A 24,955-nucleotide genomic window follows, 5' to 3' on the forward strand; every position below is an offset into this window, starting at 1 on the left:
AGCGGCGTGGCGTCCCCCTCCGCACGAAGAGGGGGGCGCCATCGCCGCGCACCAGAAAACTTCCGTGGTGGCCTGCTCACCCATGCCCTGGTCCTCCTCGCGGCGTTCGCGCTGTTCGGGGTGGATCGGACGCTGGGCTGGATCGCGACGGTGCTCAACATCGTGTTCCTGCTCTTCTTCTTCCGGCATCTCGCGTTCGCGGTCTCGGCGGCCCGGTGGGCCGAACGGGATCTGGACGCACCCGTGATCGGCATCGCGACCTACACCCCCTCGATCGCCGTGCTGATCGCGTGCAAGGACGAGGAACTCGTGGTCGACGGCATGGTCGCGGCCATGCTCGACCTCTCCTATCCACCCGACCGGCTCACCGTCGTGGTGGTGGACGACGCCTCCACCGACGGCACCGGCGCGAAACTCGACGCCTGGCACGCGGCCAATCCCCGGCTGCGGGTGCTGCACCGCGAGCCCGGCGCCGGCGGCGGCAAGTCCGGCGCCCTCAACGATGCTCTCGCCCTGGTCGACGCGGAGATCGCGGTCATCTTCGACGCCGACCATCAACCCGAGTCGAGCGTTCTGCGCCGGCTCGTCCGCCATTTCCGGGACCCGCGGGTCGGTGCGGTGATGGGGCGCTGCGTCGTTCGCAACGGGGTGGAGTCGAACCTCGCGTCGACCATCTTCATCGACTATCTGTCGGGTTATCTGGTCAACGAGTACGGGCGGCAGGCGCTTTTCGAACTGCCCGCCTATGGTGGCGCGAACTGCGCTGTGCGTACCGACCTGATCCGAGGGCTGGGCGGGTGGAATCCGCACACGGTGACCGAGGACACCGACCTCACGCTGCGGTTGCTGCTCGACGGTTACCGCGTCCGGTACGACTCCACGGCCGTTGATTTCGAAGAAGCCGTTCTCTCCAACAGCCGGTTCTGGCGGCAGCGGTACCGGTGGGCTCGCGGGCATCAGAAGTGCCTGCGCGATTACTGGTTGCCGGTGCTGCGAACCCGTTTTCTCAGCCCGATGGAGAAGCTGGAGACCATTCTTTTCCTCTGGGTCTATCACGTGCCGGTTCTGTGCGGCCTGGGCCTGGTACTGATCGGGCTGCGCGCGTTCGGGATCGGCGGGTCGTCGTTCATCCAGATGATCGCGCTGTCGGCGCTGCTGTTCGCCGGGCCGTTCACCGAGCTGGCCGTCGGTCTGGTGCTCGGCCGGGTGTCCCGCAAGGCCGTGTGGATGCTTGTCGGATTCATCCCCGCGTTCGGGATGTCGATTCTGACCGCGTCGAAGGCGTATTTCGACGGGATGTGGGGGACGACCTACACCTGGTCCAAGACAGCGCGATCGGGAGCGACGAGCGCGTTGGTTTTGCCGCCTATGAGCGACATTTCTGAAATGTCGCCTTTAAACCCGGATAACCCGCGAGTCGCCGCATGACGCTCGTCGCCCGCCGGCTCGATCATGCCCTGCACGACCGGGCCCGCCGCCGCCTCGTACGCTCCGGCACCGCCCGCCGCCGCCAGCTCGTCATCGTCGAGATGCTGCTCGCGGTGGCCGGTTGCATAGCCGGATACACGCTCTTCATCGACTGGGCCCGGCACTTCGAGGTACGCGTCTGCGAGCAGATCATCCTCGCCATGGGCGTCGACCGGATCTCCGCCGCCCTCGGTGACAGCTTCATCGTCTTCGGACCCGGGTTCGAGCCGGTGACCGCACAGATGACCGGCTCCTGCTCGATCCTGTCGAGCGTCCTTGCCCTCGCCGCGCTCGCCGTCATCGTGCTGCGCGAACGCTCCCAGGTGCTGCTCGGGTTCGTCGTCGCGAGCGTATTCGTGCTCGCCGCCAATCAGGTCCGGCTGCTCCTGTCACTGCTGGCCGGACGCTACTTCGCCGTGGACGCGCTGGTCTTCTTCCACGACTGGATCGGCGCGGTCATCAATTTCGCCTACACCCTGATCGGACTGCTCATCATGATCGGAATGACGATGTACGACGCTCAGCGTGCCGAACAGGACCACACCGGCCGGCACACCGCGGACCGGCCCGAGGCGTGGGCGCGTCCCGGGCTCGGGCACCGTGTGCCGCTCGCCGACAGTGAAGCACCGACCGTACCGAAGGTGCCGAAGGTCCAGGTCGCGGCGTTCCTGCACCGCAAGATCCTGCCGCGGGCGCTGTCCGTGCGCCTGGCCCGCCGCCGCGAGCGCACCCGCGTCGATTACCGGGTCGGCCACGAGAACGCCGCCCGCCGCGCCGCCATCGTCCGTGAACTCGCCGCGAAAGGTCTCGGCGTGCACACCGCCACGCTGCTCGCGGTCGCCACTCACGAGACCGACATCGGCGTGCTCGACGCGCTCGCCGACGCCGTCGCGGCCCGCCAGTGGGAGCCCGTCGCCAATGCCGACGTCATCGCGCTGCGGTTGTGGGCTCGGGCCTGGCTCATGCGTACCCCGGCTGTTGATGTTGATCTTGAAAAGGAGAGCGGGCGCCTGATCGCGGTGACCGGCGCCGGCGGTCCTGCCGGAGTGGCGGTGATCCAGGCGCTGCGCAAGGCCGGCGACGCGGTTCTCGCCCTCGACGCCAACCCCGACGGGGTCGGTCTCCGTCTCGCGACCCACTCTGCGGTGCTTCCCCGAGCAGACCAGCCAGGGTACGCGGAAAGCCTGCTCAGCATCCTCGCCGAACACCGTCCCGGTGCGCTGGTGTGCACGGTCGCCGAGGAGTATCACGCGCTCACGCCGCTCGTCGGTCACCTCGACGAGCTGGGCGTCCGCACCTGGCTGCCCGATCCGGCGTCCGCCGAGACCTGCCTCGACAAGGTCGCTTTCGCCACCGCCCTGCACGCCGCCGGGGTGCCGCACCCGGCCACCGCCTGGACCGCCGACACCGCCGGCCTCGTCCCCGGACCGTGGGTGGTGAAACCGGCCCGCGGCCGGGGCAGCCGCGACGTCGTCCTCGTCGACAACCCGGCCGACCTGCCGCACGCGTTCTTCTCGGTGCCCGGCGCGATCGTGCAGACCCGCCTGGCCGGCCAGGAGTTCACCGCCGACGCGCTGGTCGCCCGGGACGGCCGGATGGTGGCCTGCGTACCCCGCTGGCGCGACGAGACCCGCGGCGGCATCTCGGTACGCGGCACCACGTTCGCTTCGGCGACCGTCACCGACGTGGTGGCCGCCACCCTGCGCGCCGTCGGGCACAGCGGCCCCGCCAACGTGCAAGGTTTCGTCGATGTCACCGGCGCCGTCACCATCGTCGAGGTCAACCCGCGATTTTCCGGCGGTCTGCCGCTGACCCTCGCGGCCGGCGCCGACGTGGTCAGCGCCTATGTGGCCGGGATCCTCGATCCGGCTGCCGAAATGCCGGCTCTGGAGTTCCAGCCGGGAGTGCGCATGGCGCGATATTTCAGCGAAGTCTTCTACACCTCCTCCTCTCTCGAAATGGTGGGTGCGGCCCGATGAGCCTCCGCAAGATCCTCGTCCCGTTCGGTACCCGGCCCGAAGTCATCAAGCTCGCACCGGTGGTCGCCGCGTTGCGTGCGCACGGGCACACGGTGATCGCCGTGGACACCGGGCAGCACACCGATGCCGTGATGGCCGGTGACGTGCAGCGCGACCTCGGGCTGACGCCGGACATCCGGCTGACGCTGCCGTCCGGTGGTAATCGGCTCGGAGCGGTGCTGGAGGGTGCTGACGGTGTCCTTGACTCCTCGCGTCCGGACCTTGTGCTTGCTCTCGGGGACACGCACACCGTTCCTGCCTATGCCCTCGCGGCCCGGGCCGCCGGAGTGCCGTTCGCGCACCTCGAAGCCGGCCTGCGCAGCTTCAACCCGCGCAGCCTGGAAGAGGTCAACCGGCGGGTCGCCGCCGCTGTCGCCCAGCTGCACTTCGCGCCGACCGGCCGGGCCGCCGGATTCCTCGCCGAGGAGGGTGTCGACGCCGACCGGATCTTCATCGTCGGCAACCCGGTCATCGACGCGCTGCGGCAGCGCGGGATCAGCCCGGTGCCGCCGGCCGACCGTACCGGCGTGCTCGTCACGGCCCACCGTGCCACGAACGTCGACGACCCGGAACGCCTCAGCCGTCTCATCGACGTCGTGGCCCGGCTCGCCGACATCGGGCCGGTCCGCTTCCCGATCCATCCGCGTACCGGCGCCCGCCTGGCCGAATTCGGTCTCGCCGAACGTCTCGCCTCGGTCGGCGGCGTGACGTGCGAGGACCCGCTGCCGTACGACGATCTGCTGCGGGAACTCGCCCTGAGCCGGGTCGTGGTCACCGACTCCGGCGGGCTTCAGGAGGAGGCGTCGTACCTCGGCGTACCGGTCGTCGTGCTGCGCCGCTCGACACCGCGCTGGGAAGGCGTGGAGACCGGAACCTCGGTGCTCACCGGCATCACCAGCGACGAAGAGGCCGACCGTGCCGTTGCTGCCGCGCACCGGCTCAGCCAGCCGCTGATGCTCGCGCACATTGCCGCGCTGCCCTGCCCGTACGGCGACGGCAACACCGGCACCCGGGTCGCCGACTTGCTCGCCGACCCGGCGGTCGAAGCGCTGCTCCGCCTGGACGAGCCCGACTACACCGATGGGCCACTGCCCTGGGCTCTGGCGTGACCGCTTTTGATCGGCCCGCTTCAGATCGGCCCGCTTCAGATCGGCCCGCTTCAGATCGGCCCGCTTTTGATCGGCCCGCGGCTGTGGTAGTCGATCTGGACGACACGCTGTATCCGCAGGCGTCGTACCTCTACGGCGCGGCCCGCGCGGTGGGCCGCGCCGGCGCCGCGGCCGGCCTCGACCCGGTCCGCCTCGCCCGCGCGGTCCGCCGCCAGCTGATCGCCGGGTCGGATCGAGGCGGGACGATCGATCGCGCCCTTCATGGGTACGGATTACCGCCCGTCGAAGTGGCAACACTGGTGCCGGTCCTGGTGGCGGCGTTCACCGGCTATCGACCGAGGCGGCTGCCCCTGTTCCCCGGTGCGGCCGCGGCGCTGGCATCGATCGCGGCTTCCTACCCGGTCGCGTGCCTGACCGACGGCAACCCCCTGATCCAGCGGGCGAAGCTGGCCGCCGTGGGGTTGTCCGATTCCTTCACCGCCGTGGTGATCACCGACGAGCTGGGCGGCCGGTCCTTCCGCAAGCCCCACCCGGAGGGCCTGCGCTCGGCCGCAGCGGCGCTCGGGTTCCCGCCGGCGGACCTGGTGATGATCGGCGACCGCCCGGGCAAGGACATGGCGGTCGCCGAGGCGTTGGGCGCTCAGTCGATCCGGGTACGTACCGGCGAGTACGCCGACGCCCCGGACGACCCCGCCGCGACGGCAGTGGTCACCGACCTGCCCGAGGCGGCGGCCCTGCTGCTTTCGCTCTAGGGGGTCCACTCCGGGCTGTGGGCCAGCTTGTACCCCTGGACGAAGCCGTTGTCGACGTTGCCGAGGAAGAAGGCCCAGGCGACCGTGCCGCCGGCGTAGGGGCCGATCTCGGCGAAGACCTCGCGGGCCTCGGCGCGCCGGTTCGACATCATGTAGTACAGCGCCAGCCAGTTGCGGCAGGTCATGCCACGGCCCGGCGCCGGCGTACCGGCCCGCCACTTCTGCGCCCAGGCGTCCAGCTCCATCTGCACCTCGCGGGTCTGCAGGTAGTTCGCCGTGTCCGCGACGGACTGGCCGGTGGCCTTGTCCCAGCTGAACTCGCGCATCGCGTACTCGAAATGCGCGACGAACGGCACCATCACCGTGTTGGATCCCGGCGGCGCGGCGGCGGCTGCCTCACGTGCCGCGGCGAACATCTGCTCGTGCGAACCGAACCACTTCTCACAGAGCAGGTTCACCAGTGTCAGGTGCAGCTCGAAGTGGTGCGGAGCGCGCCGCCGGGCCTCGGCCAGCACCTGCCGGAACTGCTCGGAGTGCACCTGGCCCGCACCGAACATCGCGTCCAGCAGCAGGATGAACGGCGTCGGGTCGTCCGGCCCGGCCAGCGCGATCGCCCGCTGACTGACCTGGCCGGCCGCCGCCGACAATTCCGCGTACGCCTGAAACTGCGCCTGACTGGTCTGGTTCGCCGGGGCGCTGCCACGCGCCTCGCCGGCCCGCTCCAGCAGCATCGCCGCGTGCAGCATGACCGCGGCCGGATCGGCCGGCGCAGCCCGCAGCCAGTCGATCAGCCACCGGTCGTTCGCCGCGGCGGCGTCACTCAACAGCATGATCCGCCGCGACCGCAGCTCCCAGTCGGCACCGGCGGCCGCCACCACGTCGCGAGCGGCACCCCAGTCACCCACAGCCACCCGGCTGCGCGCGGCCCGCAGCTCGTGGTCGTCCATGGCGGGGTCATGGTCACGCCCGGGCACGCTCACCTGAGGGCGGGCCGGCTTGGACTCACGACGAAGAAAGCGCGACAGCATCGCAAGATCTTAAGACCACGCGCCCGGCCACCCCGCTGCGCCGCCACCCGCCCGCCCGTCCCGCTGGGCTGCCGCCTGCCCGCCCGTCGCGCTGGGCCGCCGTCCGCCCGGCCGTCGCGCTGGGCCGCCGCTCCGCTGGGAGCTGGGGCGCTCGGGGTGCGTGGACGGGAGCGCACAGATGGCCGATTCAGGGTGGACGCGGTCGCACGGATGCGCGATTCAGCGTTGACGCGGTCGCACGGTTGCGGTCTGTGTGACTCCACCACGGCCAGGGCGTGGACCAGGGCACACGGTGGCCTTATGTGCGACCTGACCCACCCCGCACCCCACCCTGCGTGTTGATTTTGGGTGCGATCCGCGCCCAACGCCGACACTCCCCACCACAAAACAGCTGCCCGTGTCGACTTCAGGTTCGAATCGCGCCCTAAATCGACACGCATCGGGGCTGCGGCCGAGTGGCCGGCGCCGGCGGGTCCGGCTGGGCCTCAACGCGGGGTGTGCGGAATCGCTCACGATCTGCCGAGGATGCCAGGTGAGTGGCGTACCCGCTCTGGTTGGATGGGCGGGTGAGTATCACCGTGACTGACGCGCCGGAGCGGGAGCGCTTCGAGGCGCGTGACGAGGACGGCAACCTTGCCGGATTCGTCACCTACCAGCTGACCGGCCCGATCATCGTCTACACGCACACCGAGGTCGACCCGTCCTTCGAGGGCAAGGGCGTCGGCGGCACCCTGGCCCGCGCCGTGATGGACGACGCCAAGGCCAGGAGCCGGACCGTGGTGCCGATCTGCCCCTTCATCAGCGGCTGGCTGGAGAAACACCCGGAGTACAACGACCTGGTCGCCAGATCCACCCGAAAGGTCAAATAGGACCGAGCCGGGATCTGCGAGAATCGGTGACCCCCCCGTCGTTGGTGGAGCCGCCGCATGATCCGTGCCGTCCTTCGATTCCTCCAGGCCGCGCTGGTCACCGTCGCGGGCCTGGTCGTTGTGCCGATCGCGGTCAATATCGAGACTGGCGGAGACGCTCCGGCCTGGCTGAGTCCGTACATCGGCTGGCTCTGGCCGGTTGCGCTCCTCTGTGTTCTTCTGGTGGCGGTCCTCGAGTTCCTGGCCCGCTGGGAGGGCCGGCCGGTCAAGCCGATCTCGTCGCTGCACCCGGACGATCCGCAGAACGCGCCGCTGGCTCTCGCGCAGGTCACCCACTACATCGAGGGGCGGCAGAAGGGCGCGCTCGACGAGAAGGTCCGGCTCGCGCTCGCCCTGGACGAACGCCCGGCGTCGGTACGCCAGACCGTCCACCTGGTGCAGCGGATCAGCGGTGCCGAGTTTCACCTGTCGCACGACCGCGGCATCGTGGACGTCTTCGACGAGATGTCCGGCTCCCTGCTGATTCTCGGCGCACCGGGCGCGGGCAAGACGACGTTGCTGCTCGACCTGGCCAAGGTGCTCGCCGCACGGGCCGACGAGGCCCGGATCCCGGTCGTGCTCGACCTCGCCGATTGGTCCCGGTCGGCAACTGGTCGCTGGTGGTACTACCGCGGGGTTCAGGACGAGCCGCGCGAACTCGGGCAGTGGCTTCTCGGCGCGCTCAGACAGCGGTACGGGATTCCGATCTCGGTGGGCCGTGCTTGGCTGGAAACCGACCGGCTGATCCTGCTTCTGGACGGCCTGGACGAGGTTCGGACGTCACATCGGGACCGATGCGTCGAAGAGATCAACAAGCTTCAGGAACGGCTTAATGCCAAACATGTAGTGGTGTGCAGCCGAGAAGCCGATTACGACCTGCTTGCCGGCCGGCTGCGACTTCAGGGCGCCGTGTCGATCCGGCCGCTCACCCGCGAGCAGGTGAGGAAGTACTTCGACGCCATCAGCCCCTTCTTCGCCCGCACGGTCGACGCGTTGCACCGCGACAGCGAACTGTGGGATCTGCTGACCACACCGCTGATGCTGAACATCATGGCCCTGGCCCAGAGTGACGGCGCTCTGCCGGAGGCCACCGGCGACGCTGATCCGGCAGCCAGGCGGGGCCGCATCTTCGACGCGTACCTCGTCGAGGTTCTGGCGCGGCGCAGGCCTGGCCGGTCAGGCACGTCGGAGCACGTGTTGCGGGCACTGGCACTGCTTGCCAGAGGATCGGTCAACGCCGACGCCGGAGTCCGGATCGTGGTACCTGACGACAAGAACATGAGTCAGGTCGCCAGCCCTTCCGCGAACGCGTGCGCGGCCGAGCGAATCTTCCCGATCACGTACATCGTCTGTGTGTCCCTGTCGACTGCCGCCTTGGCCGCGTTCGCCGCCGGGCTGGTCGCGCTGTTCGTCGGAGTATTCATGTCGTTCGTGCTCATCGGGAACGCTGCCGGCGCGAACTGGAGTGCCGCTCGCGTCCTGCGTCCTGCGGTGATGCTGCTCGTCAACCTGCTGATAGCGGTGCTGATCGCCGGCGTGCTTCTGGCGGTGACGACTGCTGCTGGGTGGATCGAGCCGGCATCCGACCTCACCCTCGTGGTCCTGCTGGCTATCGCGGTCGTCGCGAACGTGGCTGTGCGGTGGGCCGATGGCGGCTCGTCGGACCTGCCGCCGATCGCGTTCCCCTTGGCGGGCGGCGTGCTGGCGCTGGGTCTCGTGCTGGCCGCCGGCGTTCCCGGTGCGGGCATCCTCGCCTGGGTGATCGGCTTTACCGGAGCGTTGCTCCTGCTCGGGCTCTGCTTCCCGTTCCTGGCAGGCTGGACGGGCGACGACTCCCGGGGATCGCTCGGATGGCCGCAGTCCTTGTTCGGGGTTCTCTGTGCCGCCGGAGCGCTGCTCCCGGCGATCCTCCTCACCTCGTCATGGCTCGGTCACCTGGGCGCGGTAGTCGTGGGCTTGGCCCTTGGCGTGACGATGGCGGTGTTACCCGGATTGGCGTTGGCGGCGTGGTTGGTCCCGCCCGCCCTGTTCGTCGCGTCGTACTCGGTCGGTGATCCGGTGCCGTGGCGTGCCTCGTTCCTGGCCTTCGCCGCCGATCGCAGCATCCTCACCCGGGCCGAGAACGAGTACCGCTTCATCCACCTGCTGATCCGCGACCACCTGGCCGCCTGCGACCCGGACCTTCTTGCGACCGCCGTCGACAGACGACGTGCCGAGCTCGGACCTGTCTGAGGGGGGCTGGCATGGGCCGTGACGTTCTTCGCATGCTTCAGATCGCGTTCGGCGCGGTCGCCAGCCTGCTCGTGGTGCCGGTGGCGGTGAACGTCGGCACCAGTGGCGACGCGCCGCCGTGGCTGAAGCCGTTCATCAACTGGCTCTGGCCGGTTGCGATCGTCTGCGTGGCCGTGGTGATCTTCCTGGAGTTCCTCTCCAGGCGCGACGGCCGCCCGGCGGGGCTGATCTCGGCGCGGCACCCGGAGGACGCCCGCAACGCGCCGCGTGCCCTTGCGCAGATCTCGCACTACATCCAGGGCCGGCGGAAGGGCGCACTGGACGAGAAGGTGCGACTCGCGCTCGCTCTGGACGAGCGGCCCGAGACGGTACGGCAGACAGTGCATCTGGTACAGCGGATCAGTGGGCACGAGTTCCAGCTGTCGCCCGGGCACGGCGTCACGACCGTGTTCGACGAGATGGACGGCTCACTGCTGATCCTGGGTGCTCCCGGCGCCGGCAAGACGACGTTGCTGCTGGACCTGGCGGCGGCGCTGGCCGCGCGGGCCGACCAGTCACGGATCCCGGTCGTCGTGGACCTGGCCGACTGGTCCCGATCCGGCGCCACCCGACTGTCGATCTTGCGGGGCGGTGAGGCCGAGCCACGTGAATTCGCCGAGTGGCTGCTGGTCTCACTCAACAAGCGCTATCAGATCCCCATCGCGGTCGGGCGGTCCTGGTTGGCCACGGACCGCTTGATTCTGCTTCTGGACGGCCTGGACGAGGTTCGGGAGTCGCACCGCGACCGCTGTGTCACCGAGATCAACAAGCTCCAGGAGGAGCAGCAGGCCACCCGGGTTGTGGTGTGCAGCCGTGAGGCCGACTACGAGCGGCTCGCCGGGCGCCTGCGCCTGCAGGGTGCGGTGTCGATCCGGCCGCTGACCCGTGAGCAGGTGATGGACTACTTCGACACGGTCAGTCCGTACTTCGCCAGGACGGTCGAGGCGCTGCATGCCGACGACGAGCTGTGGGATCTGCTGACGACGCCACTGATGCTGAACATCCTCGCTCTGGCACAGCGTGACAGTCCGCTGTCGGCGCTTCCCGGCGAGAAATCCGAACCCGTCGTCCGGCGAGGGCGGGTGTTCGACGCCTATCTCGTCGAGGTGCTGTCCCGCCGACGGTACGACCAGGTCAGTTCGGCGGAACGTGTCCTGCACGCGTTACGCAACCTGGCAAATGGTTCCGTCGTGACCTCATCCGGAGTCCGGATCGTGATTCCTACGGAAAGTAATGCGGACAAACTCATGAGCCCCGCCGGGTCCGTCTGCGCGATCGAGATCTACGTGCCCTTCGTCTGGACGGTCGGGGCGGCGTCCGTCTCCGTGGCTCTCGCGGTTTGTGGGCAGGGCCTGATCGCGTTCGTGTTCGGCGTTGCCTTGGCGGCATTACCACTCTGGGGACGATTCGGTTCCGCCTGGAGATCGGCCCGGATCCGGAGTGGCTGGGTGTTCGCCGTGAGCCTCCTCGCGCTGGCGATACTCGTCGGCGGTGTCATGTACGCGGGTGTGGCAATCATGGGACGGATCAGCTCGGCTTCCCCGGCCTGGGTAGCGGCGAACCTGGTGGCGATCGGCATTCTGTCGATGGCATTGGTGCTTCTGGTTGAGCGCGACGACTGGCTGTGGGGTCTGCTCTGCCCCGGAGTCGCAGTCGTGTTCGCTGGTCTCATCCTCACATTCGGGGTCTCCCGTGAGGCACTGACCATGTGCGGTATCGGATTCGCCGTGATGTGGGTATTCGGTAGCGTACTTATCACTTTTAGCAATATTTCTTTGCCGGGGACTTCCGCACGCGGTAACGGCCCGGCGCTGGTCATCGCTCTTGGGTGTTTGGCCGCCGGTTTCGTCCCACCGCTCATGGTCGCTGAGTACTGGTCCGGGTCGATCATCGCGGCCATCGCTGGATTCGTGGCCGGACTGGTGATGGCTCTCGTTCCCAGCGTTCTGGTCGGCGGTGTGTTCGTCAGATCGGCGGCCGGCCTGGTGCTGCATGTGGCAGGTGATCTGGTGCCGTGGCGTCGCCGCTTTCTCGCCTTCGCTGTCGATCGCAGCATTCTCGTCGAGGCCGACGGCGAATACCGCTTCGTTCACCTGCTCATCCGGGACCACCTCGCCGCCTGTGATCCGGACCGGTTGGCGGTGGCTGTGGAGAAGCGGCGTACCGCGCTCGGGCTTGCTTGACACGATGGGGCTGGACACACGCGCTTGCTTCAGCAAGCAGGCCCGTCGCAGGGTGTGGGGATGGACGTGGAAGAGACGCCGGAGATCAAGATCGGGCTGGCCCTCGGGGGTGGCTCGGTGCGTGGTGCCGCGCATGTCGGGGTGCTGGAGGTGCTCGACCGGGCCGGGCTGGAGCCTTCGGTGATCGCCGGGACCAGTGCGGGCGCTCTGGTGGGGGCTCTGTACGCCGCCGGGCAGGCTCCGTCGGAGATTCTCAAGCTGGCGCAGACGTTGCGATGGGCGCGGCTGGTGCGCCCGGGGCGTACCCGGAAGGCGCTCTTTGAGACGAGCAAGCTGGGTGTCTTTCTGGAGGCGGCGCTCGGTAATGCCACGTTCGAGGATCTGAAGCTGCCGTTCGCGGCGGTCAGCTGTGATCTGGCCACCGGTGCTGAGGTGGTCATGCGGGCGGGGTCGGTGGCTCAGGCCGTGATGGCCAGCGCTGCCGTGCCCGGTGTGTTTCCGCCGGTGGATCGGGACGGGTTGATGCTTGTCGACGGTTCGCTCGTCAACATCGTGCCGGCCGGGGTGGCTCGGCGGCTCGGTGCGGACATCGTGGTGGCGGTCGACGTGTCCGGGCCGCTGCCTCGGCGGCCTCCGGCCACCATTCTGCACATCATGGTGGCCGTCTCCACGCTGCAGCCCGGTGGCATCCACAACCTGGCGAGCGATGCTGACCTGGTGCTCAGCCCGGACGTCGACGGGTACGCGTTCTGGGAACTGTCCCGCATCCCGGAGTTCGAAGAGGCCGGGCAGGCCGCGGCGGAGGAGGCGTTGCCGCTGCTGCGAGCGCTGAAGGATGCCGCGGCGGCCCGCAAGCTGTGGGAGAGAAGCCGTCAGCCGACCGCTACCCAGGCGTCGTCGAGCATGCCGTGAAACTGGTCGTTGTTGCCGAAGGCGCTCTTGCCGCCGAGGCTCAGCGGCTCGTCGTTGACCACTGACAGGCCGGCCGGGATCGTGACCGAGCCGTGCGCGGCCCGGTCGACGTAGACGGCCAGGTTCACCCTGTTGCGGCGGCATTCGATCGCGTGCCACTTGTCGTCGGCGACGCTCACGTCGGCCAGGACCAGGTGGATCGTGCTGCCGGCGACCAGGGCGCAGCTGGGGTGGCCGGACTTGCCGTCGATCTGGAGCTTGTACTGGCTGCCCTCGGTGGAGTAGCCCTTCTGCAGGACGTTCTGTCCCTTGCTGGTGCCGTTCGGCGCGAGCCGCACCGACGCGCCGAACCGGAACGGGCGGCCGGCCGGGTTGAGGTCGGCGGTCGTGGTGGCCTGCAGCGCCAGGCGGGGACACGGGGACTTGCGGCATCGGGCCGGGAACTGGATGGCCTGACCGGCGTCACGGGCGACCAGATCCGGTGTGGCGCCGTAGCCGATGATCGGGGTGAGTACGTGCCCTTTACCGGATGTGTCGGCCAAGAACTGGGGGCCGTCGAACGAGTAGCTGGCCACGACGACCGGAGGAGGCGCGGCGACCCAGAACGCCGCGCCGGAGCGCTGCGTCCGGGCGGCCGTCGTGGCGGCTATCAGCGATGCCAATGCGAGCAGTACCCCGGACAGCAGGAGAGGGCGGGGTGGAATGCGATACACGTACCATCAACGCTCTGAAGATGGACAAGGCAGCGGGCCGCAGCGAATCGCTGCGGCCCGCGCCCGTCAGTAAGAACTAAGAAAGCGGGTGGCCGGGGCCGTCGCCGCCGTCGGTGGTGACGAACGTGCCTTGCGGACCCGCCGGAGCGGGCAGCGTGACAGGCTTGCCGGGAACCTTCTTGCCGGGAACGCCGTTCACCGACTCGGTCGAGAACGCGAAGGTGAGCTGGGCGAAAGCGATCAGATCGCTGTTGATCTCCAGCGCTTTGTAGTCAAGGTTGCCGATGTCGTCGCAGGCGATGTGGTAACACGGGTCGAACGACTCACCGGCGACACCACCCCAGATGGCCTGCTGCTCCTCGGTCTTGACCACCTCGGCGCCGGTGAAGAGACCGCCGGACGGGATGCCCGCCTCGATGAACGCCTGGTAATCACTGCGGCCGGAGAACTCGGCGTCGTCGTAGGGCTGACCCTTCCAGGTGTAGTACGACTCGTAGAGATCCTCGATCGCGGTCGAGCCGGGCGGGACCACGACCGGGGCCGGGAACGACGACTCGTCGGCGTCGTACACCTGGAAGATGTAGTTCGGCGAACCGACCATGTCGTAGTTCAGGTACAGCGCGATCCGGTCACGCTCGGCCTGGGTGAGTTCCTCGACGTACGCTGACGAGCCGATCAAGCCCAGCTCCTCCGCGCCCCACCAGGCGAAACGGATCGTGTTCTGCGGCTTGACCTTGGCGAGCTGCAGCGCCGTCTCCAGGATCGCGGCCGATCCGGATCCGTTGTCGTTGATGCCCGGGCCCTCGGTCTCGCTGTCCAGGTGTGCTCCGGCGAAAACCACGTTGTTGCGATTCTTGCCGGGCAGCTCAGCGATCACATTCACGTCGGTACGCGTCTCCGAAGGCAGGATCCGCACGTGCGCGGTCGAGCCGGCCTGCGCCAGGGCGACGCCGTTGGCGAAGCTGCCACCGACCACCGGGATGGTGATGCCGTGGTCCTCGCCGAGCGTGCCGACGATCAGCGCCTCACGTGTCGGGTCGTTGCCCTGGTTGAAGATCACCACGGCCTCGGCGCCGGCCGCCTCGGCGTTCGCCGCCTTGATGGCGAACGAGCAGGCCACCCCCTCCGGGGTGGTGCCGCCGCGCTGGATCAGCGCGATGTCGCTGGGCCCGCTGAAGTCGAGGCCGGTGAAGTCGGCGGCGGAGCAGCCGCTGGTGCTGGCACGGTCGCCGGTCAGGTTGATGTCGACCGGGATGACCGGGCCGGTCACGTCGCCGGGCGCGCTGTTGGTGAACGCTCCGGTGGGATATTCCGCGTTCACCGGGGTGAGCTGCTGCAGCAGCGACGGGTAGACGAAGTTGAACTCGAACGGGTCGAGCGTGACCCGGTAACCGGCCTTCTTGAGCAGGCCGGACACGTAACGGACGCTGTTCGCGTAACCCTCGGTGCCGGCCGCGCGGGTGCCGGGGTAGTAGGCGTCGTCGTTCTTCTCGGCGATCTTCTGGAACTTCTTCAGGTGACCGAGCACGCCGTCGAGCGTGACGCACGTGAGCAGTTCGGCGTAGGTGTCGTTTGCCTGATTGCCGCAGGAATTCCCATGGCCGTGACCGCCGGCGACGGCGGCGGTGCCTGGGACGAGCACGAGCATCGTGGCGGTGGTGACCGCCGCGAACAACCTCAGCTTCATCTCATCTCCTGTCCACATCGGATCACCGCTGAACCTAGACGATGGTGATGATCGATGCAGCGGGTCGATCGGTCAGACTCCCGTTGATCGATCAGCGACGATATAGTGCGGCGATGCGACTCGTCCTGGCGGCACTCGTGGCTGTGTTCGGCGCCGTGGTGGCTCCCGCCGCGCCTGCAATGGCTGTTGATCCCGGCACCCAGCCGATCCACGACTACGCCTCGGCGGTCCGTGAGCGGGTGTGGGTGCAGACCGCCGTCGACAGCGACAGTGACGGCAAGCCGGACCGGGTCGCCGTGCGGATCATCCGGCCCGCGGTCGGTTTCAAGGTGCCGGTCATCTTCCAGGCCAGCCCGTACTACGCCGGACTCAACGACGTGCCGAACCACGACGACATCGACCGCGACGGCGGCCTCACCGTCGGGTCCACAGCGGTCGCCGACCGGGCGCAGAACATCACCTTCGCCGGGTACCTGGACAACTACTTCGTCCCGCGCGGATACGCCGTGGTCTTCGCCGACAGCCTCGGCACCGGTGACTCCGAGGGCTGCCCGACCTCGGGCGGGCGCAACGAGACCCTCGGCGCGAAGGCCGTGGTCGACTGGCTGAACGGGCGGGCGCCCGGGTTCGACTCACTGGGCAACCCGGTCTCCGCGGGCTGGTCGACCGGGCGGACCGGCATGATCGGGGTCTCCTACAACGGCACCCTGCCGAACGCGGTCGCCGCGACCGGTGTGAAGGGCCTGGAGACGATCGTCCCGATCGCCGCGATCTCCAGCTGGTACGACTACTACCGCGCCAACGGTGGTGTCGTCGCACCCGGCGGATTCCAGGGCGAGGACACCGACGTGCTCGCGAAGGCGGTACTGACCAGGGAGAACCCGGAACTGTGTGCTGACGTGATGGCCGACCTGGAGCGCGAGCAGGACCGGGAGACCGGCGATTACAGCGCTTACTGGGCCGAGCGCGATTATCTGCGCGACGCGAACAAGGTCCGGGCCAGCGTCCTGCTCGTGCACGGCCTGCACGACGACAACGTGCGCACGCTCCAGGCCGGTCAGTGGTGGGACGCGCTTTCCGCGCGCGGCGTGCCTCGCAAGATCTGGTTGCATCAGGCCGGGCACACCGACCCCTTCAACGTACGCCGGCAGCAGTGGCTCTCCACGCTCCACCGCTGGTTCGACCAGTGGCTCTACAAGATCGACACGGGCATCATGCGGGAGCCGATCGCCGACGTGGAGACCTCACCCGGCGTCTGGCAGACCTCGTCCCGCTGGCCGCTGACCGGGTTCACCAGCTCACTGCGGCTCGGTGACGGGACGCTCGGTGGTGGCTGGTCGCACGGGCGGCAGACCTTCGTGGACGACCCGTCCCGCACGGCCGCTGACCTGGTGGCTCCGGCCGGTGCCGACCCGAACCGGCTGGCGTACCTGAGCACGCCGCTGACCCGTGCGACCCGGGTCTCCGGGACGCCGGCGGTCACCGTCCGCGCCGACCTGGCCGGGGACTCGCCGTACCTCACCGCGCTGCTCGTCGACTACGGCGTCGCGGATCGGTTCGCCGGCCTGCGTACCCTGCCCACCCAGGACTGCGTCGGCCCCGGCATCGAGGGTGACCCGGGCTGCTTCAACCAGCGGGAGTACGTGACCGCCTCCACGCCGTTCGAGATCGTCTCCACGGGCTGGCTGGACGTCCGGAACCGGTTCTCGCCGTCGCGTACCGTGCCGATCGAGGCGGGGAAGGCGTACACGTTCCACTGGGACCTCCAGTCGACCGACCACGTCTTCGCACCGGGACACCGGATCGGGCTGGTGCTGATCTCGACCGAGCGCGATCACACACTGCGCTACCCGGCCGGGACCGTCGTCGGTGTGAAGCCGAGCCTGTCCAGCCTCCAGATCCGCCTCAGCTGAAACCCCTCGACATGCGCCGCGGTCACCGTCCGCCCACACTGGAACCGTGATGCGCAGAGCATTGCCCTACCTCGCGGCGGTGCTGGCCACCGTGCTTCTGGCCGGCACGTCCTCGTGGGGGGACGACGACGCCGTGGCGGGGGACTTTCTCGACGGGCGGCAGCTGCGGCTGATGGCGCCGGCCGCCCCCGGTGGTGGCTGGGATCAGACGTCGCGGGAGATGCAGACGGCGCTGCGGGACATGGTCGGGCGTACCGAGGTCTACAACGTGGCGGGCGCCGGCGGGACGATCGGGCTCAGCCAGTTCGAGCGGTACCAGGGTGACGCCACCCAGCTCATGGTGATGGGTTTTGTGATGCTCGGCGCGATCGAGAGCAACGACTCGCCGGTCACCCTCGCCGAGACCACCCCGATCGCACGGCTCACCACCGATTACGAGGTCATCGTGGTGCCCGCCAGGTCTTCGGTACGCGGGCTGCCCGATCTGGTGGAACGGATGCGGCGCAACCTCGGGTCGGTCTCGTTCGCCGGTGGTTCGGCGGGCGGCGCCGAGCAGATCCTCACCGGGCTGATCGCCGACGCGATCGGTGAGGACCCGGCCGGCGTCAACTACGTCGCGCACTCCGGCGGCGGCGAGGCGCTGGCCACGCTGCTGTCCGGGCGGGCCACCGCCGGCCTCTCCGGTGTCTCCGAGCTGGAGGGTCAGATCAAGGCCGGTACGGTACGCCCCCTCGCGGTGTCCAGCACGGAACGGCTGCCCAGCCTGCCCGGTGTGCCCACGCTGAAGGAGGCGGGCGTCGACGTGGAACTGGCTAACTGGCGCGGGGTGGTCGCGCCCGCCGGGATCCGGCCCGCCGACGAACGCGCCTTGGAAGACCTCATGGTGCGGATGGCACAGAGCGCCGCCTGGCGGGAGACGCTGCAGCGGCGTGGCTGGGGCGACGCGACGCTGACCGGGCCGGCGTTCGACGGGTTCCTCGGCGAGGAGCAGAAGACGGTACAGGACGTCCTGGTCAAGATGGGCCTGGCATGACCGAACCCGATCAGGCACGCGCCTCGTTTTTACTCGGTTCGATCATGGCGCTCGGCGCCGTCGTGGTGCTTGTCGACGCGGCCCGTCTGCGTGACTCCGAGGAGGCGGTCGGGCCGGCCGCCGCGCCGATGCTGATCGGGACACTTCTCGGCGTGCTCGGCGGTGTGCTCGCGTGGCAGGGTGCGCGCTCCGTGCGTACCGTGGCTGGCCCGGAAAAGGGAGAACGGCGCCTCTGGCGCCTCGCCGCGCTGGTGGTCACGCTTGTCGCGTTCGCCTTTGTCCTTCCGATCTTCGGGTACGTGCTGAGCTCGGCGGCGTTGTTCACCGCGGCCGCCCTGCTGCTCGGCGCCCCGCATCCCGCCCGGGTCGTCGCCTACGGGTGGACGCTCGCCGCGGTCGCCTTCCTGATCTTCGACCGGCTGATCGGGCTGAGCCTGCCCGCGGGGCCGTGGGGATTCTGAGATGGACGACCTGCTGACCGGTTTTGCCCAGGCGCTGACGCCGGGCAACCTGCTCTGGGCGCTGATCGGCGTCACCATCGGCACCGCCGTCGGCGTGCTGCCCGGCATCGGCCCGGCGCTCACCGTGGCCTTGCTGCTGCCGATCACTTTCCGACTCGAACCGGCAGCCGCCCTGATCATGTTCGCCGGCATCTACTACGGCGGTATGTACGGCGGATCGACCACCTCGATCCTGCTGAACACACCCGGCGAGAGCTCTTCGGTGGCAACCGCCCTGGAAGGCAACAAGATGGCCCGCGCCGGACGTGGCGCGGCAGCTCTCGCCACCGCCGCGATCGGCAGCTTCGTGGCCGGCACGATCGGCACCGTCGCGCTCACCGCTGCCGCGCCCCTGGTCGCCGACATCGCGATCGGTTTCGGACCGCCGGAGTACGTCGCGCTGATGGCGGTCGCGTTCGTGACGGTCAGCGCCATGCTCGGGCCGAGCCTGCTGCGCGGCGGCGCGAGCCTGGTCATCGGTGCCGCCGTCGGCCTGATCGGGATCGACACGCTCACCGGGCAGCCGAGGCTCACGTTCGGCGTGCCGTCCCTGCTCGACGGCATCGACGTGGTGATCGTCGTGGTGGCCCTGTTCGCGCTGAGTGAGACGTTCGCGCACGTCCTGGAGGGCACCGGGCGTAGCGGGGTCGAGCCGGTACAGGGCGCGCCGATGCTGTCCCGCGCCGATTTCCGCAGGTCATGGCCGGCGTGGCTACGCGGCACCGCCCTTGGCTTCCCGATCGGAAGCCTGCCGGCCGGCGGGGCCGAGGTGCCGACGTTCCTGAGCTACAGCCTGGAGCGGCGGCTGTCGAAGCATCCCGAGGAGTTCGGGCACGGCGCGATCGAGGGCGTCGCGGGGCCGGAAGCGGCGAACAACGCGGCGGCGGCCGGGGTGCTCGTCCCGCTGCTGACGATCGGGCTGCCGACGTCGGCCACCGCCGCGGTGATCCTCACGGCGTTCCAGTCCTACGGCTTGCAGCCGGGGCCGCAGCTGTTCACCGAGTCCGGTGACCTGGTGTGGGCGCTGATCGCCAGTCTCTACATCGGTAACGTGCTGCTGCTCGTGCTGAACCTGCCGCTGGTGAAGGTGTGGGCGCGGCTGCTCACCATTCCGGCGTACGGAATCTATGCGGGTGTCCTGCTCTTCGCCTGCCTCGGCACGTTCGCGGCGGGCGGGACCATCGCCGATCTCGTGGTGCTGACGGTCCTCGGGCTGGTCGGGCTGCTGATGCGGCAGGCGGGTGTGCCGGTCGCGCCGGCGATCGTCGGGCTGATCCTGGCGCCGCTCGCTGAGCAGCAGCTGCGGCGGGCGCTGTCACTGTCCGACGGGGATTGGACGGTGCTGATCTCCAGCCCGCTGACCGTGATCCTGTGGTTGATCGTGGTGGCGGCGCTGGTCATTCCTTTGTTGCTACGGCTTTTGCGGCGACGCTCAGCTTCGCAAAAAACATCGTGAGGCTTCCTCTGGTGGCCTGCGCGCCGTCGAAGCCACGCCAGCTCGTCCGCAGCAGGCCGGCCAGCTCGTAACAGGCGTCGATCGGAACCAGGAAAGCACCGGCCCGGCGGATGATCAGTGCCTCCACACCCGGCCGCAGCGCCGCGAACGCCGGATGCCGCCCGGTTATCCGCTCCCACACGGTGACGGGCAGGTCGTGCTCGACCACCCGGTCCGGCGCCGGACCGGACACCAGCAAACGCTCCTCGGTACGCCACAGGAACGCCAGCCCGGCCGGAACATCCAGCTCGTCCCACGTCTCCCGGTCCACCACCTCGCCGGGCAACTCCAGGAAGCGATCGGGAACCGGCCGCAAACCGCCGGGGTTCTCATGGCAATCAGCGCAACCGCAGACGAGAGATCGCTCAGAGAGGTCGACGAGATGCCGGCCGCCGGTCGCTGTTCTGGTCAAGCAGACGCCGCAGCGAGGACCGCCACGCTGCCGGGGGATCTGCCGCTTGATCGTCCGCAGCACGGGTTTCGAGGTCATCGAGGTCATCGAGGTCTCCTGAGCGACGGATGTGGCCCACAGGCTAAACGCCCGGCGAGGACGTTCCGCAAGGCTGACCACACCATCGGATGAGTTAACCGCTGGCTCGCGCACCGTCCATATAGTGTGCGGATGGCTGCCGGGTTGAGCTACAACGACGCACTGAAACTGCTCGGCGGCTCCGGCCCGCTCATGAAGATCGCTGACAACGTGCTGGGCGGCGCGCTCTCCGTCGCCACCGCGGGCGGCAGCGAAGCTGCCATCGGCCTCTTCGATGCCAAGACCGAGGCGATCCGGCTCGGCCACCTGCTCACCAACAAGATCACAGACTTGGTACGCGGACAGAGCCGCTACAACCGCAGCCAGCGCCTGCACGCCGCCCACGGTGTCCTGGTCGTCACGGCGTTCTTCGAGGTCCTCGACCGTGACTCCTCTCGTATTGATCAGATCGCCTCCGTGGCGGCGACGGAAACACCTGTCGACGGCTGGCAGGCCATGCTGCTCGCGGCCCCGATCCCCGGCCCCGGCCCGGACGTCAGCTACGACGAGTTGCTGGACCGCCTGACCACCTGGTACGCGGCACGCACCTCGTTCGACTGGCTCCCGGCGCTGGCCGTCGCCCGTTACGAGGAGCACGTCCGCCGCCTCGTCGAGGAGGTGCCGGAGTTCGCGATCTGGATGCGCCATCATCACGGCCGGGCCGCCTCCCGGGGACTCGAAGCCCTGGAAGCCACCCTCCTCACTGTCACCTCGTACCGTGATCCGGCCCGCCACCGTGCCGCGCTGGCTCTCGCGTACCGCGCCGACCTCGGGCGGCCGATCCTCGGCGGGGACACCGGTGAGCTGTCGATGCCTAGCCTCGGTGGCGCGTACCTGGATCCGCGCTTCCGGGTGAAGCCCGCCGGACCGGGCGCCCGTCCGGCCCAGGAGGACTGGTGGGACACCAGGGTGGCGACCGACTTCGCCGGTTTCCTGGCCACCTATCTGACCACTCCGCAGTCGGTGGAGGCGCCGCTGCTGCTGCTCGGGCACCCCGGCGCCGGCAAGTCGTCGCTCACCCGGATCCTCGCGGCCCGGCTGCCCGCGAGCGACTATCTCGTGGTCCGCGTCGTGCTGCGCGAGGTACCCGCCGAGGCGGAGATCCAGGACCAGATCGAGATCGCCCTGCGCGCCGCCATCGGCGAGACGGTGGCCTGGGCCGACGTGGCCCGGGACGCCGACGCCGCGATGCCGGTCATCCTGCTCGACGGTTTCGACGAGTTGTTGCAGGCCACCGGCATCCACCAGTCCGATTACCTGCAGCGGGTGGCGGCCTTCCAGCAGCGGGAGGCCGCGCTGGGCCGCCCGGCCGCCGTGATGGTCACCAGCCGGGTGGCGGTCGCCGACCGGGCCCGGCTCCCGTCCGGCAGCCTCGCCGTCCGCCTCGAACCCTTCGACGCCGCCCAGCTGGAACGCTGGCTGGCCACCTGGAACCACGCCAACGCGGGTTACTGGCAGGCCACCGGCCGCGACCCGCTCACCCTGGACGTGGTCAGGCGATACCCGGATCTCGCCGAACAGCCGCTGCTCCTGCTGATGCTGGCCCTCTACGACGCGGACGACAACGTCATCCAGCGTGCCGGGGAGGCCCTCGGCACCGGTCAGCTCTACGAGCGCCTGCTGCACAAGTTCGCCGAGCGTGAGGTCCGCCGCCTGCACCGCAACCAGCTCGACTCGGCGATCCCCGGCCTGGTCGAGGACGAGCTGCTACGGCTGTCCGTGGTGGCGTTCGCGATGTTCCACCGGCTGCGCCTGTGGGTCACCACCGACGAGCTGGACAGCGACCTCGCCGGCCTCGGCCTGCAACCCCAGCGGGCGCAGACCCAGGCGTTTCGCGGCCCGCTCACCGCGGGCCAGGAGATGGTCGGTCGCTTCTTCTTCATCCAGAAGGCGCAGGCTCAGCGCGACGACAAGACCTTGCAGACGTACGAGTTCCTGCATGCGACGTTCGGCGAGTACCTGGTCGCCCGGCTGGTGGTGCAGGCGCTGACCGATGCGGCAGCCCGATCTCGTGCCCGAACCTTGACCCTGGGCGCCGGTGCCGAGGACGACCTGCTGCAGTCGTTGCTCGGCTACACACCCCTGTGCGCCCGCGCCACGGTCCTGCCGTTCACCGCGGAACTGCTGATCGGCTCGGCCGGCGTCAGTTCGGCTGGCGTCCGTGAGTGGATCGTGGAACGCCTGCGGATGGCGGTGACCAGGCCGGGCCATACGCCGCGCGCCTACCAGCCGATCGACAAGCGGGCCGATCACTGGATGGCGACGTATTCGTTCAACCTGACCATGCTGGCGCTGGCGTGCGGGGGCGAGCTGCGCGCCTCGGAGCTGTTCCTGCACGCGAAGGACCCGGCGGGCTGGCTCCGCGACCAGACGCTGATGTGGCGAGTCGCCGTCCCGGGCAGCATGTTCCTCGACGCCATGGAAACAATCACCGTCACCCGGACCTGGACAGCTGACGAACGCCGCGACCTGGTCCTGAAGGGCACGGCGTCCGAGGGTGAGGTCCGGGCTGACGCCCTCTGGGTGCACGGCCTGCGCCCGAGCTCGGCGCTGCGTGTTTCGGACCCGGGGACCGCACTCGCGGGCTCCTTCACGCTGGACCCGGCCCTGGTGTCGATGCAGATGAGCAGCGCACTGAGCGACGACCTGCTGCGGCACAGCCTGGAACCGATGCTGAAGCGGATGCCGGACGAGGTGACCGGCCTCGTCTTCCACGGCCCGGACGACGCGGAGTCCCCAGCACACAGCCTGCTCAACCTCTGGCTGACGTCATCGCTGTACGAGCCGTCGCTGCGGCGCGCCTACGAGCGCGCGTTGACAGCCGCGCTGAGCCGGGATCTGGCGACCGACGCGGGAGCCGACGGCATCGGCCTGGTGCTGCGGTTGCTGGCCGCCGACGCCAGCCGATTGCCGGCGGCGGACGTAGTGAACCTGGTGGACCATATCTGGGACACCAAGGAGACCTTCCACGCCCGTGATTTCGCCTTGGCCGTGGTCTGTCTGCTGCGGGCTCATGGATGGCGGTCCGCGAACGGCGAACGGCTTCTCCGCGGTTTGCTCCCGGTCGTGGTCACGGTCGGTAAAGAATTCTCGCCCGCCGATTGTCTGCAATTGATGGACGCCTTCTTGTGGGCCGAGCCGGCAACCATGGTCAGGCCGGCCTGGGACGCGATCGAGAAGCGTCTCGCCGGGCCGGATATCCGTTCACGGCTCGAGGCCGACGGGGATCTCGCGGCCCGCATCGCCACGGCCCGCGCCCGCCTCAATGATCGCTTCGAGGGCGGGCCCGCCTCCGTGTGAGTCTGTGGCCGGCGTGGCGCCTCAAGCTCACAAGATCTGCGATGGTGGGTGATGAGGAATCCCGCTGGGACGAGCTCGCCCTCCCCGGCGAGGAATCCGGGAAGGGCGAGCTGTTGGGGGACGGGTCGACAAAGGAGTTACAGGCTGATCCGGCCGGCCCCGGCATTCGCCGTCACGATGGACTTCACGTTCGCGGGGGCGTCCGCCGTGTACGAATACGGGATCGACGCCACCGAACCACCGGTCTGACCACTACCCGAGTTGACCAGCAGGTTGTTGCGGGCGACGAGCGTACCGGCATCCGACGAGCCCTCGCCCAGGTGGAACGGGTCGTCGACGCCTTCGAACGAGTTCGCCTCGACGAGCACCCCGGCGCCCTCGGTGGACGCCACGCCGTACCCGGAGTTGTTGTAGTAGTAGTTGTTGTAGACGTGCACCGGGTTGCCGAAACGCACCCGCGGGTGGCGCTGCGTCGACGCGTCGAACCAGTTGTGGTGGTACGTCACGCGCAGGTGGCCGACGTCCTGGCCGGCGTTGCTGTCGCTGTGGCCGAGCAGCATCGATTTGTCGTGGTTGAATACCCGGTTCCACGAGACGGTGATGAAATCGGAGCCGCGTTTGATGTCGACCGCGCCGTCGTACCCGTTGCTGAAGCTGTTGTGGTCGACCCAGATGTTGGTGGCCGACTCCTGCACGTTGATCGCGTCGTCGTTCCAGTTCCGGAATGAGAGGTTGCGGATGATGACGTTACGGTCACCGTTGATGTTGAATCCGCAGCCGACAATCGCGGCGCCGGAGTTGCCGATGATCGTCTTGTTGGACCGGACGCGCAGCATGCCGCTGCAGCTGATCGTTCCGGACACCCGGATGTTTGCGGCCGACGTCGAGGCCAGCGCCGTGGTCAGCGTGGATGCGCTGGTCACAGTTGTGGTGGCGGCGCTGCCGCCTCCGGTGGTGCCGCCGTTCTGAGTGGCCCATCCGACCAGGTCGGTGATCGCGAAGGTCTGCACCGGCGCGGCGGTGGCCCCGCTGATCAGAACGAACGGCAAAGCGAGCGGTAAAGCGGCAGCGGCAAGCCGGGGGATTCTGCCTAGCATTTGGTACCTCAATTCCAAATCTCGATCCGCATCGGGGAAT

General features: G+C 69.0%; 18 protein-coding genes. 13 read left to right on the forward strand and 5 right to left on the reverse strand.

The features are described 5' to 3' along the window. Positions 1-6 precede the first annotated feature (6 nt). The 4 genes from ACQP2E_RS10525 (at position 7) to ACQP2E_RS10540 (ending at position 5,346) form a co-directional block, all read left to right on the forward strand. Complete coding sequence (locus tag ACQP2E_RS10525) at positions 7-1,428, forward strand: glycosyltransferase (RefSeq protein ID WP_433830314.1); 1,422 nt, start codon at positions 7-9, stop codon at positions 1,426-1,428. Further along, positions 1,425-3,446 (forward strand): ATP-grasp domain-containing protein, encoded by a 2,022-nt coding sequence (locus tag ACQP2E_RS10530; RefSeq protein WP_433830316.1) that lies wholly within the window; start codon positions 1,425-1,427, stop codon positions 3,444-3,446. The genes ACQP2E_RS10525 and ACQP2E_RS10530 overlap by 4 nt, the downstream gene beginning before the upstream one ends. After that, positions 3,443-4,594 (forward strand): non-hydrolyzing UDP-N-acetylglucosamine 2-epimerase, encoded by a 1,152-nt coding sequence (gene wecB, locus ACQP2E_RS10535; protein ID WP_433830318.1) that lies wholly within the window; start codon positions 3,443-3,445, stop codon positions 4,592-4,594. Before ACQP2E_RS10530 ends, wecB begins: the two co-directional genes overlap by 4 nt. Positions 4,595-4,677: 83 nt before the next feature. Next, positions 4,678-5,346 (forward strand): HAD family hydrolase, encoded by a 669-nt coding sequence (locus tag ACQP2E_RS10540; protein ID WP_433830320.1) that lies wholly within the window; start codon positions 4,678-4,680, stop codon positions 5,344-5,346. On the opposite strand, the gene ACQP2E_RS10545 is transcribed toward ACQP2E_RS10540, so the two are convergent. Next, positions 5,343-6,374, reverse strand: coding sequence for a hypothetical protein (locus tag ACQP2E_RS10545; RefSeq protein ID WP_433830322.1), 1,032 nt, complete (start codon positions 6,372-6,374; stop codon positions 5,343-5,345). The genes ACQP2E_RS10540 and ACQP2E_RS10545 overlap by 4 nt on opposite strands. A 566-nt stretch (positions 6,375-6,940) precedes the next feature. On the opposite strand from ACQP2E_RS10545, the gene ACQP2E_RS10550 reads away from it, so the two are divergent. The 4 genes from ACQP2E_RS10550 to ACQP2E_RS10565 are packed head-to-tail and all read left to right on the forward strand — an operon-like array spanning position 6,941 to position 12,648. Continuing rightward, positions 6,941-7,243 (forward strand): GNAT family N-acetyltransferase, encoded by a 303-nt coding sequence (locus tag ACQP2E_RS10550; protein WP_433830324.1) that lies wholly within the window; start codon positions 6,941-6,943, stop codon positions 7,241-7,243. Between the two features lie 57 nt (positions 7,244-7,300). Then, entirely contained in the window at positions 7,301-9,514 is a 2,214-nt protein-coding gene (locus ACQP2E_RS10555; protein WP_433830326.1) for an NACHT domain-containing protein, read from the forward strand. Between the two features lie 32 nt (positions 9,515-9,546). Continuing rightward, a complete protein-coding gene (locus ACQP2E_RS10560; protein ID WP_433830328.1) occupies positions 9,547-11,736 on the forward strand; it encodes an NACHT domain-containing protein in 2,190 nt (729 codons plus the stop codon). A 60-nt stretch (positions 11,737-11,796) separates the two neighbouring features. Next, on the forward strand, positions 11,797-12,648 hold the full coding sequence (locus ACQP2E_RS10565; RefSeq protein WP_433830330.1) for a patatin-like phospholipase family protein: 852 nt from the start codon (positions 11,797-11,799) through the stop codon (positions 12,646-12,648). On the opposite strand, the gene ACQP2E_RS10570 is transcribed toward ACQP2E_RS10565, so the two are convergent. Next, a complete protein-coding gene (locus ACQP2E_RS10570) occupies positions 12,609-13,361 on the reverse strand; it encodes a LamG domain-containing protein (RefSeq protein WP_433830332.1) in 753 nt (250 codons plus the stop codon). The genes ACQP2E_RS10565 and ACQP2E_RS10570 overlap by 40 nt on opposite strands. Before the next feature lie 76 nt (positions 13,362-13,437). Beyond that, positions 13,438-15,048 (reverse strand): M28 family metallopeptidase, encoded by a 1,611-nt coding sequence (locus tag ACQP2E_RS10575; protein WP_433830334.1) that lies wholly within the window; start codon positions 15,046-15,048, stop codon positions 13,438-13,440. Between the two features lie 113 nt (positions 15,049-15,161). On the opposite strand from ACQP2E_RS10575, the gene ACQP2E_RS10580 reads away from it, so the two are divergent. Genes ACQP2E_RS10580 through ACQP2E_RS10595 form a run of 4 tightly spaced genes read left to right on the forward strand, consistent with a single transcriptional unit; the run spans position 15,162 to position 19,950 of the window. After that, on the forward strand, positions 15,162-16,961 hold the full coding sequence (locus ACQP2E_RS10580) for a Xaa-Pro dipeptidyl-peptidase (protein WP_433830336.1): 1,800 nt from the start codon (positions 15,162-15,164) through the stop codon (positions 16,959-16,961). 49 nt (positions 16,962-17,010) lie between these two features. Further along, positions 17,011-17,994 (forward strand): Bug family tripartite tricarboxylate transporter substrate binding protein, encoded by a 984-nt coding sequence (locus ACQP2E_RS10585; RefSeq protein ID WP_433833882.1) that lies wholly within the window; start codon positions 17,011-17,013, stop codon positions 17,992-17,994. Beyond that, positions 17,991-18,455, forward strand: coding sequence for a tripartite tricarboxylate transporter TctB family protein (locus tag ACQP2E_RS10590; protein WP_433830338.1), 465 nt, complete (start codon positions 17,991-17,993; stop codon positions 18,453-18,455). The genes ACQP2E_RS10585 and ACQP2E_RS10590 overlap by 4 nt, the downstream gene beginning before the upstream one ends. A gap of 1 nt (position 18,456) precedes the next feature. After that, positions 18,457-19,950 carry a tripartite tricarboxylate transporter permease gene (locus ACQP2E_RS10595; protein ID WP_433830340.1) on the forward strand — a complete coding sequence of 498 codons (1,494 nt, stop codon included), beginning with the start codon at positions 18,457-18,459 and terminating at the stop codon, positions 19,948-19,950. On the opposite strand, the gene ACQP2E_RS10600 is transcribed toward ACQP2E_RS10595, so the two are convergent. Next, on the reverse strand, positions 19,892-20,488 hold the full coding sequence (locus ACQP2E_RS10600) for a DUF5947 family protein (RefSeq protein WP_433830342.1): 597 nt from the start codon (positions 20,486-20,488) through the stop codon (positions 19,892-19,894). The two genes, ACQP2E_RS10595 and ACQP2E_RS10600, sit on opposite strands and share 59 nt — an antisense overlap. 123 nt (positions 20,489-20,611) lie before the next feature. On the opposite strand from ACQP2E_RS10600, the gene ACQP2E_RS10605 reads away from it, so the two are divergent. Continuing rightward, complete coding sequence (locus tag ACQP2E_RS10605; protein ID WP_433830344.1) at positions 20,612-23,818, forward strand: NACHT domain-containing protein; 3,207 nt, start codon at positions 20,612-20,614, stop codon at positions 23,816-23,818. A 137-nt stretch (positions 23,819-23,955) separates the two neighbouring features. Here the strand turns inward: ACQP2E_RS10605 and ACQP2E_RS10610 are convergent, their stop codons facing one another. Further along, positions 23,956-24,915, reverse strand: coding sequence for a pectate lyase family protein (locus ACQP2E_RS10610; RefSeq protein WP_433830346.1), 960 nt, complete (start codon positions 24,913-24,915; stop codon positions 23,956-23,958). Positions 24,916-24,955: the final 40 nt, after the last annotated feature.

This window comes from Actinoplanes sp. CA-015351, from assembly GCF_050955685.1.
Lineage (GTDB): Bacteria > Actinomycetota > Actinomycetes > Mycobacteriales > Micromonosporaceae > Actinoplanes.

What these genes read in the sequence shown, in the direction of transcription:
- ACQP2E_RS10560 (WP_433830328.1), top strand. Translation starts at nt 9,547, where the DNA reads ATGCTTCAGATCGCGTTCGGCGCGGTCGCCAGCCTGCTCGTGGTGCCG.
- ACQP2E_RS10585 (WP_433833882.1), top strand. Translation starts at nt 17,011, where the DNA reads ATGCGCAGAGCATTGCCCTACCTCGCGGCGGTGCTGGCCACCGTGCTT.
- ACQP2E_RS10605 (WP_433830344.1), top strand. Translation starts at nt 20,612, where the DNA reads ATGGCTGCCGGGTTGAGCTACAACGACGCACTGAAACTGCTCGGCGGC.
- ACQP2E_RS10530 (WP_433830316.1), top strand. Translation starts at nt 1,425, where the DNA reads ATGACGCTCGTCGCCCGCCGGCTCGATCATGCCCTGCACGACCGGGCC.
- ACQP2E_RS10555 (WP_433830326.1), top strand. Translation starts at nt 7,301, where the DNA reads ATGATCCGTGCCGTCCTTCGATTCCTCCAGGCCGCGCTGGTCACCGTC.
- wecB (WP_433830318.1), top strand. Translation starts at nt 3,443, where the DNA reads ATGAGCCTCCGCAAGATCCTCGTCCCGTTCGGTACCCGGCCCGAAGTC.
- ACQP2E_RS10590 (WP_433830338.1), top strand. Translation starts at nt 17,991, where the DNA reads ATGACCGAACCCGATCAGGCACGCGCCTCGTTTTTACTCGGTTCGATC.
- ACQP2E_RS10575 (WP_433830334.1), bottom strand. Translation starts at nt 15,048, where the DNA reads ATGAAGCTGAGGTTGTTCGCGGCGGTCACCACCGCCACGATGCTCGTG.
- ACQP2E_RS10610 (WP_433830346.1), bottom strand. Translation starts at nt 24,915, where the DNA reads ATGCTAGGCAGAATCCCCCGGCTTGCCGCTGCCGCTTTACCGCTCGCT.
- ACQP2E_RS10565 (WP_433830330.1), top strand. Translation starts at nt 11,797, where the DNA reads ATGGACGTGGAAGAGACGCCGGAGATCAAGATCGGGCTGGCCCTCGGG.
- ACQP2E_RS10600 (WP_433830342.1), bottom strand. Translation starts at nt 20,488, where the DNA reads ATGACCTCGATGACCTCGAAACCCGTGCTGCGGACGATCAAGCGGCAG.
- ACQP2E_RS10595 (WP_433830340.1), top strand. Translation starts at nt 18,457, where the DNA reads ATGGACGACCTGCTGACCGGTTTTGCCCAGGCGCTGACGCCGGGCAAC.
- ACQP2E_RS10545 (WP_433830322.1), bottom strand. Translation starts at nt 6,374, where the DNA reads ATGCTGTCGCGCTTTCTTCGTCGTGAGTCCAAGCCGGCCCGCCCTCAG.
- ACQP2E_RS10580 (WP_433830336.1), top strand. Translation starts at nt 15,162, where the DNA reads ATGCGACTCGTCCTGGCGGCACTCGTGGCTGTGTTCGGCGCCGTGGTG.